The 13151-nt window shown below is 60.0% G+C and carries 16 protein-coding genes; 2 read left to right on the top strand and 14 right to left on the bottom strand.

Annotated features, from left to right (window positions below; all coding sequences use genetic code 11):
• Window positions 1-15 precede the first annotated feature (15 nt).
• The 7 genes from LDN70_RS02210 to LDN70_RS02180 all read right to left on the bottom strand — a co-directional run bounded on the left by LDN70_RS02210 (window position 16) and on the right by LDN70_RS02180 (window position 3491).
• Entirely contained in the window at window positions 16-882 is an 867-nt protein-coding gene (locus tag LDN70_RS02210; protein WP_142936921.1) for a DUF4397 domain-containing protein, read from the bottom strand.
• A gap of 109 nt (window positions 883-991) precedes the next feature.
• The gene (locus LDN70_RS02205) at window positions 992-1603 is read right to left on the bottom strand and encodes a hypothetical protein (RefSeq protein WP_223941591.1); all 612 of its coding nucleotides are present in this window, start codon (window positions 1601-1603) and stop codon (window positions 992-994) included.
• Entirely contained in the window at window positions 1600-2247 is a 648-nt protein-coding gene (locus LDN70_RS02200) for a DUF6286 domain-containing protein (RefSeq protein WP_223941590.1), read from the bottom strand. The genes LDN70_RS02205 and LDN70_RS02200 overlap by 4 nt, the downstream gene beginning before the upstream one ends.
• Window positions 2244-2624, bottom strand: a complete 381-nt coding sequence (locus tag LDN70_RS02195) for a hypothetical protein (protein WP_142936924.1) — start codon at window positions 2622-2624, stop codon at window positions 2244-2246. Before LDN70_RS02195 ends, LDN70_RS02200 begins: the two co-directional genes overlap by 4 nt.
• Window positions 2621-2812 (bottom strand): hypothetical protein, encoded by a 192-nt coding sequence (locus tag LDN70_RS02190; RefSeq protein ID WP_142936925.1) that lies wholly within the window; start codon window positions 2810-2812, stop codon window positions 2621-2623. The genes LDN70_RS02195 and LDN70_RS02190 overlap by 4 nt, the downstream gene beginning before the upstream one ends.
• Window positions 2809-3255 carry an Asp23/Gls24 family envelope stress response protein gene (locus LDN70_RS02185; RefSeq protein ID WP_142936926.1) on the bottom strand — a complete coding sequence of 149 codons (447 nt, stop codon included), beginning with the start codon at window positions 3253-3255 and terminating at the stop codon, window positions 2809-2811. Before LDN70_RS02185 ends, LDN70_RS02190 begins: the two co-directional genes overlap by 4 nt.
• A gap of 92 nt (window positions 3256-3347) precedes the next feature.
• Window positions 3348-3491, bottom strand: coding sequence for a hypothetical protein (locus tag LDN70_RS02180; RefSeq protein WP_223941589.1), 144 nt, complete (start codon window positions 3489-3491; stop codon window positions 3348-3350).
• A gap of 468 nt (window positions 3492-3959) precedes the next feature.
• On the opposite strand from LDN70_RS02180, the gene LDN70_RS02175 reads away from it, so the two are divergent.
• The gene (locus LDN70_RS02175) at window positions 3960-4427 is read left to right on the top strand and encodes a DUF6318 family protein (protein ID WP_223941588.1); all 468 of its coding nucleotides are present in this window, start codon (window positions 3960-3962) and stop codon (window positions 4425-4427) included.
• Between the two features lie 235 nt (window positions 4428-4662).
• Window positions 4663-5388, top strand: coding sequence for a PKD domain-containing protein (locus LDN70_RS02170; RefSeq protein WP_223941587.1), 726 nt, complete (start codon window positions 4663-4665; stop codon window positions 5386-5388).
• Between the two features lie 17 nt (window positions 5389-5405).
• Here the strand turns inward: LDN70_RS02170 and LDN70_RS02165 are convergent, their stop codons facing one another.
• The 7 genes from LDN70_RS02165 to LDN70_RS02135 all read right to left on the bottom strand — a co-directional run bounded on the left by LDN70_RS02165 (window position 5406) and on the right by LDN70_RS02135 (window position 12940).
• Window positions 5406-6242: a carbohydrate ABC transporter permease gene (locus LDN70_RS02165; protein ID WP_142936929.1), complete on the bottom strand. Its 837-nt coding sequence runs from the start codon at window positions 6240-6242 to the stop codon at window positions 5406-5408.
• The gene (locus tag LDN70_RS02160) at window positions 6236-7207 is read right to left on the bottom strand and encodes a carbohydrate ABC transporter permease (protein WP_223941586.1); all 972 of its coding nucleotides are present in this window, start codon (window positions 7205-7207) and stop codon (window positions 6236-6238) included. Before LDN70_RS02160 ends, LDN70_RS02165 begins: the two co-directional genes overlap by 7 nt.
• 11 nt (window positions 7208-7218) lie before the next feature.
• The gene (locus tag LDN70_RS02155) at window positions 7219-8544 is read right to left on the bottom strand and encodes an ABC transporter substrate-binding protein (RefSeq protein WP_223941585.1); all 1326 of its coding nucleotides are present in this window, start codon (window positions 8542-8544) and stop codon (window positions 7219-7221) included.
• A gap of 210 nt (window positions 8545-8754) precedes the next feature.
• Window positions 8755-9864 (bottom strand): LacI family DNA-binding transcriptional regulator, encoded by a 1110-nt coding sequence (locus LDN70_RS02150; RefSeq protein WP_166841170.1) that lies wholly within the window; start codon window positions 9862-9864, stop codon window positions 8755-8757.
• A 67-nt stretch (window positions 9865-9931) separates the two neighbouring features.
• A complete protein-coding gene (locus LDN70_RS02145) occupies window positions 9932-10822 on the bottom strand; it encodes a PfkB family carbohydrate kinase (RefSeq protein WP_223941584.1) in 891 nt (296 codons plus the stop codon).
• Window positions 10823-10906: 84 nt separating this feature from the next.
• On the bottom strand, window positions 10907-11908 hold the full coding sequence (locus LDN70_RS02140; RefSeq protein WP_223941583.1) for an SIS domain-containing protein: 1002 nt from the start codon (window positions 11906-11908) through the stop codon (window positions 10907-10909).
• 243 nt (window positions 11909-12151) lie between these two features.
• Complete coding sequence (locus LDN70_RS02135; RefSeq protein WP_223941582.1) at window positions 12152-12940, bottom strand: hypothetical protein; 789 nt, start codon at window positions 12938-12940, stop codon at window positions 12152-12154.
• Window positions 12941-13151 lie beyond the last annotated feature (211 nt).

Here is a 13151-nt window from a genome sequence, read left to right as displayed (position 1 = left end):
ACGTGTTCCAAGGACTTAGGACTTGATCCCGGAGGTGACAGCACGAGCCCTACGAATCCCCAGAGCGATCAGCAGCAGCGTTGCCGCAGCGAGGCCACCGCCCAGCATCAGCTGTTCTGTGGAGACATCACCTGCCGAGGCACCTGGAGACAAAGCGCCCGATGAGCCGTCCAGTGCGCCGGGTACCGATCCTGGTGCCGAATGCAGTCCGTCAATGGTCTGCACCGCCAATTGAAGATTCTTGTCGGTGAGACTTCCCCACGCGTAGACGATGGTGTGCGTTCCTTCGGTCACTGTCACATCCGCAGGGCCAATGACAGGTGCCGTGGTGCCCGCTGCAGCCACTGCGGCTGAGACCGTACCGGGGTCCAGTGTGAGTGTTTGCTCGTTAGGGTTGGCCAGATTGCTCACAACGGCCGTGCCGCCGGCCAGCACATCCACAGCAGGTGCCGCTGCAGTGTGTCGGACGGTCAGCTTGCCTTTGCCTGCATCGATGCGCGAGACGTCGTTCGTGAAGAAGTTCGCTGTTGGCTTTCCTGCCGCATCGAGGTTGGCGACGGCGGTGTAGTTGCCGTTTGCAGCCAAAGTCACCGTCACGGGCCCAATAACAGGGGCAGAGGCATCGGCGGCGTCCGAGGCAGTAATTGCGAGATCGTACGCTCCCGGCGGAAGTGCCAACGGGCCGGCCAGTGTGCCTGGAGTGAAGTCGTCCAAGGTTCGTGCTCCGTTGACCCAAACGTCAACGGTCAACCCAGGCACACCGTGAAGTACAGACAAATGTGCGTCGCCCTCCGCCGCTTGCGCGGGGACAGCCAAAACGATTGCTGCTGCCAGTGCCGCGGCACTGGCTCCTGCTCCTGCCGTAAGTATTCTGCTGCGCATGTCCTTCTCCTCGATCGGCCCGACGTGCGGGGTTTTTGCTGATACCCCTACTACCGACATGAGGATGGTTATGGATGCGGATGCACTCGATTTTTTGAGGGTGTGTTTCTCAGCGGACCCTCTCGGCCTTGGTAAACCTTGCCCGGGCACCGGAAACCATGTGCACCAGGACGGGGGTCTTCTGACCGATGACCAGGTCCAACGCTTCAACCAGCTGAGACACTTCCGCAGCCAGGATATGCGGCGCCACACCCTGCCGTGGTTGGATGCGGATGCGCAGTCCGGGCTGGCCCTTCACTTCGAGTGTGGCAACGGAGGCGCCGGCGAGGTCCGTCCTTTCAGCCAGGGCGGACCTGAGCGCCTGCTCGGCCACGCCACCACCGATCCGGACTTCGCCGTCAACCGCGCTGTCATCGCCGCTCGCCACCAGAAGGTTGGCGCGGCCTTTTCCTTGCTGGGAAACCCAGGCGATCATCCCAATGATGATGGCCACCAGGACGACGCCGGCCACAATCCACAGCCAGCTCTCTTCACGTCCGGGGAGGTGAGTCTGCCTGAAGGCATTCTCAGCGCCCGCCCATACTGAAGCAGACCAACCGTGCCACCATGTGGCCACTGCAGGCACGGTGGCCAACAGCACGAGAAGCAGCCCGATGGCCAGCAGCTTCACACCAATGATGAAAAGAAGTATGCGGTTAAGGGTCCGCGGTGTTCCGTTCACGCTCCGATCACCCCCGAGGACGCCAGATTTACCCTGACAGCTGGCATAGGCACCGGCGACATTTCCTCAAGTTCGGCCTGGACGGCAGTTAATACTGCTTCTTCGCTGACACGGCTGCCGGACGTTGGCCGCACGTTCACCACCACCAGTTGCCGTGAGACCACCACCATGACCTGTTCCTGGGTGACGTTCGCGGCAGTTCGTGCCCGACGTGCCAGTGCCGAGGCCAGGACCTCGTCATCAACCACGACGGCGGTGCGCGGGTCCCTGAGCAAGTGGCGGGCGCGCCTGCCCGGCAGGACGGCGTGCAGCAGGAAGAACAGCCCCACCATGGCGATTACCACACCACTGGCCCCAAGCAGCAGCGGTGAGATGCCTTCCGGGAGGGCGATAATGCGCTCCGCGGCCGTGGTGGGATCGATAAGCCATGGCGGCTGCCCTATGGCGCGAACTCCTGATTCGAGCAAAGCGTAACCGCAGAGCACGATCACCAGAACGGCCGCGATCACGGACGCTCCCGCGCGGGACGAATGCGTCTCACGGCGCAGGATACGGCTCATGCTCGGGTCTTCCCCGGCCACCGGGCTTGCTCCCCTGTTCGGATCCGCTGCGTTCACTGGCTGTGTTTCCTGATCCTGGGTCACTGGACGCGGCCTCCCTCAGTGACGTGAGCTCCGCTGATTCTGATATCCACCCTGCTCAGTTGGGATCCGCTGAGCTGGGTCACGGTTTCAAGAACGAACGCCTTGGCTGCCACGGCGCGGTCCCAGATGGAGCCTCCAAAGCCTTGGACCCGCTGCGGATCACGCAACACCTCTGTCAAAGCCGGGACGCTGATAGGTGCCACGATGGACAAAGCCAACAGGCCGTCGTCGTCCGCCCAATCAGCGCGGATGTGGCTGGCGTCAACGCCGAGCGCCTGCGCTGCAGCGGCCCGAGCCAACGATGTCAATGCCTGGGTACTGATCCGGTTATGGCCGGCCAGGCTGGTGGTGTTCTCCACAGCCTCAGCCACGCTCATGACGAAGAGCGCCGGCCCGTAATGGCGTCCAGCACACTGCGAAGATCCAGTTTGCCCTCAGCCGCGCGGCCGAGCAGGGCGCCTATGCCCATGAAAAGCAGGGAGATCAGGAAACCCCATAGCCCGAACGAGAAGGACATGAAAGCCACGAAAGCGCCGATACCAATTCCCACCACGGTCATGCTCATTGGAGTGCCTCCCTTTCCACTACCACTGCCTTGCTTCCGGCGGGTTTCGCCGGCGGTGCAATGAAAACATCAGTGATTTCGATATTGACCTCAATCACTTGAAGACCAACCAATTCCTCCACGGCGCGGTATACAGCGGCGCGGACTTGGTTGGCGACGCCGTGCAGGGGATGACCGTAGAGCGCAACCAAGGTGATGTCCACCGCCACTTGGGTTTCCCCCACCTCGGCGCGAACCCCTGCTGCATGGTCCGAGCTGCCGACGGCGTCGCGAATAGCGCCCAGCGCTCGGGACGGAGCGGAGCCCAAGGAGTAGACGCCAGGCACTGTGCGGGCAGCGATACCCGCAACTTTGGCGACGGCGGCCTCGGAGATGATGGTGCGTCCGGTGCCAGGGATTTCGCCCCCGGGCACGGGATCAAGCTGCACATTCTGGTCTTCCATGGAGCACTCCCCTTCTCTTGATTACCACCCTAGCGTCTAGCTCCGACGCTTTGGGAGAAGCGTCGGAGGGAAGGGAACGCGCCCGGCTCCCGCTACGTGCAGTTCTTATCGATCCTGTCCTGGACGGGCTTCATAAGTTCCTCAAACTGCCCGTCACCGTACTTCCTGAAGTCCGAGCCGGCGGACTCCCTGAAAGCACGAAGTTCCTCGGAGGCTGGCTTCAGTTCTCCGGGCATTTTGCCCTCCATTTGCGACAATTCCTGCTCCCGTGGATGCACTCGGGTTCACGCTGGGATTCACGCCTAAGTCTGCATTCGAGGACACTTCTGCTGCGCGCGCCTGCCATGCCAGCGACGCAAGAATGCGCCGGTGACCTTTGCGGCGATCATAGGAAAGTTATCCACAAGCGAGAATTTCCGGCTGGGTTGCCAATGTTTGACCCACCTAGACTGACGCACAGATCACCGAAACAGCTGCTGGGGAGCCGCACCATGCCACGCCAAACGTTTATGTCCTTTCCTTCTGTCCGCGTCCGGCAGGCAGTAGCGGCTCTCGCCTTCGCAGTGCTTCTATGCGGTTGCCAAGGCAGTATCACGCCCGGCAGCCCAGCCTCCCCAACAGGCACGACGACGGCGACACCCACCTCGAGCGCTTCGTCACCGATTGCTCTGCCAGGGAGCGCGACCACAGAGACGGCGCCTGCCTTGTACAAACCCGCCGATGCCAAGGGGAAAGCACAGAACGTGCCCGTTCCCGTCATGCCCGACCTGGCGAAGGAGAACTCGAAGGCCGGACTGGAGGCGTTCATTGGGTACTGGTACGCGCAACAGAACTACGCTGCGGAGACCGGCGATCAATCTATGTGGTCCCAACTCAGCGCACCCGAGTGCCAGACCTGCAAGCGGATAGAGAAAGGCATCAGTGATAGCCACATCCATGGTCGGTGGTCGGTCGGCGGCAGCATCTCTATCCCGGCCATTGAGTCCCTGTGGTTAGACGGAGCAAGGAACCAACAAGCGAAGGTCCAAGTCATCCAAGAGCAGATCGACTACTTCAACGCTGATGGGACTCCGGGGCGTGCCTCGGAAGCGGCCACAAACTCTGCTTTTGGCCTATTCGCGACATATGGTTCCGCAGGTTGGACGGTGACCAACCTTGGCATCATCAACTAATCGTCCCGCTTGGCTAGTGCGCACGTCCTCAGTCGTAGCGATGTCGACCGTCATACTTTCACTCACGATATTCGGTCCCGCGCAGGCCGACACGGATTCCTGGGCAGGCTACAACAATCAGCAAGATGCCATTGACCTAACCAGCAGGTTCACAATCGACCCTGCAAGCGGGCAGCTAGAACCTCGTCTCGGCGGAACTTCAACCTCGCCCGCAGCCGACGACCCCAATCAGTACATGGCCGATACCCATTGCCGGGCCGACGGTCCCGATACGAAGGACCCTGGCTGCGATGCCCTCGAATGCCCGGCCACCGCGCCCGGAGGCGAGGAGGGCACACCGGTCATTTGGAAGGAGGCCCCCAAAGCAATCACCAATCCGGGCTGGACGGACTGGATCCCGGTCAGCGGCCCGACGTGCCTCTATGACCCCGAACCCGAAAACGTCCTGCCCAAAATCGCCGCGCGGATCCTCACCGACTTCCGCCAACTACCCGTCAACCCCGGAACCCTCCAAGCCCAACCCTTCCCCCACACCCTCAAAGGCGGCCCCACCAACTTCTACACCACCACCACCGACCAAGCCTTCGACCTCACCATCCTCGGCCAAACAGTCCACCTAACTGCCACACCCACCAACTACACCTACACCTTCGGCGACGGCACCACCCTCGGCCCCACACCAGCCGCCGGCTACTCCATCCCCGAAGCCGAATGGCTCAACAACCAGACCCGCACCAGCCACATCTACGCAGAAACCGGCAACTACCAAGCAGCAGTCACCACCAGCTTCACCGGAACCTACTCCGTCAACAACGGCCCACCACTACCCATCAACGGCACCCTGGACATCACCACACCCACCAAAACCATCCACGTCTGGAAAACAGAAAGAGCACTCGTCGCCGACACCTGCCAGGAAAACCCCAACTCCTGGGGCTGCCCCGGCACGGAATCTCGCTAAGCCCAGTACGCACACGTCTACTTGCCCACTCCATCCGCGAGACCACGGATGAAATACCTCTGCCCCGCGAAGAACAGCACGATCACCGGAATTGCCGCAATGGCCATACCTGCGAAAACCACGGGGTAGTCCGTGCCGTGCTTGGACATCAGATTGGTGAGCCCCACGGGAAGGGTTTGTAGCGCTCCCCCGCTGGTGAACACCATGGCGAATAGGTATTCGTTCCAGGTAAACAGGATGTTCAGGAGAACCGTCGAAACCAAGATCGGCTTGCACATGGGCAAGATGACTTGCCAAAACGCGCGTGCCTTTGAGGCCCCATCCACTGAGGCGGCTTCATCCACCTCTGCGGGCAGATCCATCATGTAGGCCCGGATGAGGAACGTCGTGAAGGGAACACGGAAGGCTGTGTACAGAATCAGAAGCGCCCAGAGATTGTTGTACAGTCCCAAGCTCTGGAACATCTTGACCAGCGGGATCAGTGCCACTGTGGGAGCGAGCATCAGGCCGCCAAGGATGAGAATCAGCACCACCCTGTTGAACGGGATATTTACCCGGGTCAGTCCATAGGCAGCCCAAGCGCTGATAAATACCGTGGCAATGGTGGAAGCAACAGTGACCAAGACGCTTGTAGTGAGATAGTCGCCCACCCCTCGGTTCCATGCGGTGACGTAGTTGTCCCATTTCCACGCGACCGGCAGGGCGAAGGGATTGGAGAACAGTTCGGAGTTGGACTTCACGCCGTTGAGCAGCATCCAGACCAACGGATAAACAACCACGACGGCGAGTGCAATGAGGAACGCTTTGACGAGGACCCTACCGAGCACCAGCAGCACAGCTGAGCGCGTCACCATTGGACCCTCCTTTTCTTGGAGATACGAAGCTGTATGACGGCCAGGACCAACGTGATGATGAAGACAGCAGTGGCGACGGCGGCCGCGTAGCCAAAGTCATTGCGGACGAATCCGCTTCTGTAGAGCCACGTGCCAAGGACCTGGCTTGAATTGTTGGGGCCTCCACTGGTCATCACCATGACTTCGTTGAACACTTGAAAGGCCCCGGATACGGTGACGATCATCATCAGCCCGGTCATTTCCCTGACGAGTGGCAGGGAAATTGAGAAGAACCGCTGGAGGGGACCGACGCCGTCGATGGACGCTGCTTCATACAGTTCGGAAGGGATCCGCTGCAGTGCCACGGAGAACAGAAGCGTGCAATACCCGAAGCCTTGCCATTGGCTCATGGCGATGATGGCAAAGATGGCCGTGTTCTCCTGTCCCAGCCATGCCTGAGTGAAGTTCCCCAGGCCAAGGACATCCAGCGCCGCGTTAAGGATGCCCATCTCTGGTTCGTAGATGAAGTAGAACAAGAGGCCTGCCACCGTCAGTGAGATAGCAGAGGGTACGAAATAGACGGCTCGAAGGATTCCCCGCCACCGCTGGCTTCGTAGTCCCTCGATCATCGCTGCAAGGATGATCGCCCCGAACACTTGGAAAGCAATGGAGATGATGGCGTAAAGGGTGTTGTTAAGGAGTGACTTCCAGAAGATGGGGTCGTTAAGCATGCGGACGTAGTTGTCAGCGCCAACAAAGGTCTGGCGGCCACTGTAGATATCCCACTTGAGGAAACTGAAGCCCAGATTCTGTACCAGTGGCAGGTAAGCAAAGACGCCTAGAAGCAGGACCGCTGGCAACACCCAAACGAAGTTGCGCCAGCGACGCGACCGGGCTGACTTGTTGGTGCGGTTTCGAGGCGACTTAGCGGAAACGGGCGCCGGCGGCGAAGCCGCGGGCTTCCAGGCAGTATCGGAAACAGTCATGACGTTGCCGGCTACTTTGCTGCACTGGAAGCAGCCCGAACAGAGGCAAGAACCTGATCCGGGGTTTGCGTTCCAGCCACCAAGGCCTCCCCACCAGCCAACCAGGCGTCAGCAACAGCAGGAACAGTAACCGAGTCCAGCCATGTGATGGCTGCGGAAGCTTCGTTCACCTGCTTGATACCCTCGATGACGGGTCCGGAAGAGTTCTCCGTGGAAACCGCGCCTTTGACCGCACTGGGCTGGCCGTACGGCGGGGCAGAGAGCTTGGCAGCGTTCTGGCTGTTGGTAACGAACTTCATGAAATCAGCTGCAAGTGCGGCGTTCTTGGAACGGGCATTGATGATGTAGCCCTCAGGGGAACCTTCGATCGCTTGTGTATCGCCCTTGGCATCTGCTGCGGCGGGGAGCTTGAAGATGCCCAACCCGTCCTGCTTGAGTTTTGAGTCGGCAGAAGCAGTGGAGTCGAATTCAAGGATCTCCTGGTAATACATACCTGATTTACCCTCAGCCAAGGCCTGCTGCGCCGTGGTGTAAAGGACTCCGTTGGAGTCCTTGCCGCTGCCGGTGCACTCGTTGACCAAACGGGTGAACTGGTCCATTGCCTTGAGGTAGCCCCGGTCCTCCAGCTTGGCCGTTGCCGGACTGAAGTCGGCTTGCAGCGTATCGGCCGGCACTTCGTAGGCGAACAGTTGCTGCAGGTAGTGGAGCCCCGGCCAACCGTCCTTGTTCCCGAACGAGATCGGCTCGTAGCCTGCTCCCTTCAGCACGGAGCAGGAAGAGATCAGTTCATCGAATGTGGACGGCGGTGTCAGGCCCAGCTCTTTGAAGATGCGCTGGTTGTAACCCATGAACTTGCCGTTGTTGTAGAGCGGAACTGCGAAGTACTTGCCGTCCTTGGCGAACGCCTTGAGCGCGGACTCGCCAAAGTCATTGCCCCACTCCGTCCCCGGGGCAATGATCGGGGTCAGATCTGCTGCGAGTCCCCCATCAATGAAGTTGTTGGCCCAACTGCCAGCCCATGTGAAATAGATGTCGGGCATGGCCTGGGAGGCAGTCAACGTCTTGGTCTTGTCCTTGATGCTCTGGTCCGTCTCCTGGATGAGCTCAAAGGACACTTCCGGGTGTAGCTTCTTGTACTCCGCAGCTAAATCCTCAAAGTACGGCTCAAGCGGGTCACCGCCGAACTTTGTGAGAATGCTGAGCGTTCCCGTGTACTGGGGTTCAGCGTTTGGGTCCAAGGCAGCGGCCGGCTGGCTTCCGCCGTCGGAACAACCAGTAAGCGCCAAAGCGGCGGCGGCCAGCAATGCCATCAGTGATTGGGTGCTTTTACGCATCATTTCTTCTTTCGGTAGAAGGGCCGATTCAGCCGTGTCCCCTACGGGAGTGGGAAGTCACGCCCGCCGTTGGGGGTGCACTTCACCGCTGACGGGCTGAAGGGGTAAGTCCTGAGTTGGAACAGGGAGGTTGGAACTTGTGATACCGGTACCACAGTGAATCATGATTTGGCTCAGCGTGGAAGAGACCTAACGGAAATTAAGGGAGCGAATTTACGAGTCGCCGCGAGCAGCGCGCACAGGGCCGTCTGATGAACGGGCCACGAGCTGCGAGGGCAGAACGTGCTTCTTCGGTTCAGAAGTGTCGCCGTCGATCCTTGCGATGAGCTGCTGGGAGGCGACAATGCCCATCTGGCGCATGGGCTGCTGGATCATAGTCAACGGAGGGTCCATGACGGCCGCCCAAGGGCTGTCATCAAAGCCGATGAGGGAGACATCCTTCAGTACACGCAGGTTTTTGGCACGCAAAGAATGAAGAGCCCCCACCGTCGCTTCGGTTTCGGTAGTGAAAATGGCAGTGGGCGGATCCGCGAGGGCCAACATTCCGCTAACAGCCCGCGTCGCCTGGCCCTCATTCTTGAGAACGTGGGTGATGAGCGCGGTGTCGAAAGGAATTCCTGCCTCTTCCAAGGCATCGAGATAACCCCTCAGCCGCTCACCATCACTCCACAGCGCTTCATCCAGGATGCTATGCATCTGCTTCAGGTCCGTCGCCGGACTGAGGGTGACGGGCCCCCATGCGAACGCTATCCGCCGGTGACCATTCTGTATAAGCGATGCAACGGCAGACCGTGCAGCCTCCCGGTTGTCGATCACCACCGAATCCGTCTCCAGCTTGTCCACCAAACGGTCTATGAGGACTACAGGAGTCCCGCGATGAATGGCATTGGATAGATGTGAAACGTCATCGCTTCGACCTGCAGCAGACGCCACCACCAGGCCGTCCACTTGCTTTGCCAGCAGGACTGCGATGGCGTCGCGCTCCAGCTCAAGCTTCTCGTCAGTGCTCAGGATGATGGCGTCGTAGCCAGCCATTTTGGCTGTTTCCGAGATGCCCTTGAGCACGCCTGAGAAGAACGGGTTGGCCACATCCGCCAGCACAATCCCAAGGGTTTTGGTGACTCCCGTGGTCATGCTGCGCGCCAGAGTGTTCGGCTGATAACCCAGCTTTTCGGCCGCCCGCATCACCTTGGCGCGGGTGGCTTCACTGACCGATCCATAGTTTCCGAGGGTTCGAGCCACCGTTGCCCGTCCCACTCCAGCAGCTGCTGCTACTTCGGTAATGGTGGGGGCAGCCGGGTGGTTCTGATGATCCGTCGCCATCCGGCCCCCTTCAGTTGTGGAATCCGCGCCCGCAGTTCCGTCCGTTGATTTGTCCCTGCATCAGATCCTAGTTGCTCCCTCTACGACTAGTTGCTACCTCGACGGCCCGGCCGTAACCGAACGCGCCCTCCACATAACACTGCGCCGCGGCATGCTCAGCTCCTCGGGCCAACGCTCTCTGTAAATCGTCTGCCGGCGGCCGGTACGTTCGGCTCCAACCGGAGCCAAGCAAACTGACCACGAGTCCGGCCAGAAAAGCATCACCGCAACCCATCGTGTCCGCAAACCGGCGTGGATCAGTAGGTGCCGCTGCCTGCGTGAGGAAGCGTTCGCCGTCGTACATCATTGCCCCTGACGGCCCGCGCGTCCCCACCGCGAGCGGAACGCCCGCTGAATGTACTCGCCTGAGGTCATGCTCGACGGCGGCAACAGTCATGTTTCCGCACGACAAAAGGGCCAGGTCCACGTAGGGCGCCGTTAGTTCCAGATAGGAGTCTGATCGACGTTCCGGCTCCGACGAGTAGTCGAAACTGACTAAGGCACCAGTGCTGCGGACCGCCGGTAACTGGGTCTCCGACGCGGAATAGACGCTCGAATGCACCAGATCGGCGGAGGCCAAGTACCTGAGGTGTTCAACGTCAAGCATGAAGGGATCACTTGTGGTGACGCCCCCTTCATTCCATCCCAGGAAGATACGGTCGCCGTCCACTACCTTGATTTCAGTGACGCCATTGAGGCCGTCACGGATGATGCACTTGCTGGTATCAACACCCTCCGAATCGATGGCGTTCCGGACAAAAGCACCCAAGGGATCGGAGCCGAAAACGCCCAGATAGGCGGACTCGATGCCCAACCGATGGGCAAATACCGCGACGTTAACGCAGTTTCCCCCGGGGTACATCACTTTGCGGTCGAGAAAACGGTCCACAATGTTGTCCCCGAATCCGATTACTTTCATGCTCTTCCTGTCTCGAATCTGCGGGCCCGGACAGAGCCGGGCCCGCAGCGTGGCGATCCTACCCTTTCGGGGTGCGGCGAACGGTCAGTACTCCACCACTCGGTAGTAGCGGCGCAGATCCAAGGAGTGGTTTCGGACGCGTTCGAGGTGCTTGCTGAACCTGTCCAGGACGGTATCCAGAACCAACGGGGACAGGAGCGCACGGAAACGGGGGCTGACGCCCGGCAGATCGTAGTCCTTGCTGTCCAGCAAGGTGGTGTTCTTGTTGTAGTTTTCGGCGAATTTGGCAACGCGGTCCATCAGTGGACGCGTCTCGTCCTCACCCACCAGCAGCATGAGGCTGGTGTCTTCTTCGATGAGTTCCAAGGAGCCGTGGAAGAACTCAGCACCGTGCACGCGGGTGGTCCGGAGCCACTGCATTTCTTCCAGGATGCACATGGAGTAGAGGTAGGTGAGGCCCCACAGGTTTCCGGTGCCCACCAGGAAGTGATAGTCAGCGTCTTTGTTCTTCTCCGCAAAGGCTTCTGCCACTGATTCTGCTTGCCGGGCGACGCCCACCAGGCTCTCGGGGACGGTTTGCAGCTCGGCCGCCAGTTCTTCGTACCCCTCAAATTCGCCGCGAGCAGCAAGGAGGCGGGTGCTCAAGAGAATCATGGGGATATCAAAGGGCCAGGTTTTAGGTTCGGTAACCAAGGCAACGTCGAGGGCTTTAGCAAACGGGCTATCCGCGAATCCGGTGAAGCCTATGGTGTAGGCGCCCTTGGCCTTGGCAAACTCGATGGCCTCGATAACGTCTTCGGTGGTGCCGGAGACGGAAGCGAAGACAGCTACGGAGCCGGGGCCGAACGTGGGATCCTCGGCCAACATCAGCTCTTTGCCGATGGATGCACGGACAGGCAACGTGGACCGGGATCGGATGAAGTGCTCGTACGGCAGCATCGCGGCGTAGGTTCCGCCGGCACCAATGAGGAACATGTTGGTCAGCTGCCGTTCCTGGATGGAGTCGACTACCGATTCGATCTGCCCCTGCAGCGCCAGAGCACTACGGGTCTGCGTGAGGAATTCCTCTTCTTTGAAGCCAAGCACGGATGGTCCTTTCGAACGACAACTTTTGGAGTGTTGGAACATGTTGATACCGGTATCAATATGTGGTCATCATGCTGTCATGGGAATTCTGAAGCGTCAATAGTTTCTTCGGAAAGGGTTCCGAGGCGAAAGGACATGACCGCGGGGCTCTGAAAGGTGAGGGCCTACTCGATACCCTCCAGGATGTTGCGTTCAGGGAAGGAGTCGGAGCCCGGGGGCGGGATCGCTTATCGGATCAGCTGGTCACTTGTATGACCCGAACACGATCGAGTCGAAGACGGCGCGCGCCTCTCTTATCAGCTCCGGATTGATCGATTCGTCGACATAGCCCACAGCGACGACAGCCCGCTTGCCGTTCAGGTCGACTACCCGGTAGGTTTCGTGTTCATTCTGAGTCGAGTACCAGTGTGTGCAGTGGTACATCATTTCTGAGTGGATGCAGAACTTGCCGCTGTCGCAGGCCGGGATGTCCACGTCGCCCTCGACGGAGTGGTCGAACTCGAAGCCGGGGTAATCGCCCACCATGATCTTGACGGGAGGAGTGCTTGCCGTTGACGATTGCGCCGCCATAGCCCTAGTGAAGGCCCAGTCCGCAGGACCGACATCGGCAAGGGCACCCCTCCAGTTGCATGCGTCCTGCGACACATAGAACGCGGACCCAAGGGTCAGGTGGACGGCCCATGCAGCCGGGTGATCCGGGTCATCCTTGCCCAAGCTGTTACCGTCGAGAGCAGACCAGCCGCCTGGAACGGTGATCTCGAAAGGCTCCTTGTAGCCGTCGACGGGGACCAGATATGTGCCGGCGTCGATATCGCCACTCTCCGGCAGCGATGAGACCGTGCGAGGGTCGCGACTCTCCGGCAGCGGTGAGACCGTGCGAGCCTCCGTCATCGGAGAACTGGCAGACGGCAGGGATGCGTCGTCGGACTCATATTCGCACCCGCCGAGACATCCAATCAGTGCGATAGTCAGCAAGGGCAAGAGATGGCGAGAACGCTGAGCGGCCTTTTCGATGGGTGTCATGGAACTCATTGATCCACCAGGCCGCTACAAGGCGCTGTGAGGCCCCGCAGCCGGGTGGCCTCGCAGGCGGTCCGAGATGGGATGCCGTCGCCTCAGTCTCCTCCGGTAGAGAACCCGTGACAATGAAGAAAACGACGGAGGTCAGGTCATTGGGTCTTCGTCCGCGCCGGCAAGGTCATCGCATGTTAAAGAAGAAAAGCACCAGTTCCGAAGAACTGAT

The sequence above is a fragment of the Arthrobacter sp. StoSoilB22 genome, assembly GCF_019977315.1.
Taxonomy (GTDB): Bacteria; Actinomycetota; Actinomycetes; order Actinomycetales; family Micrococcaceae; genus Arthrobacter.
Note: the sequence above shows the minus strand (reverse complement) of the source record. Positions and strands in the feature narration are given on the sequence as shown.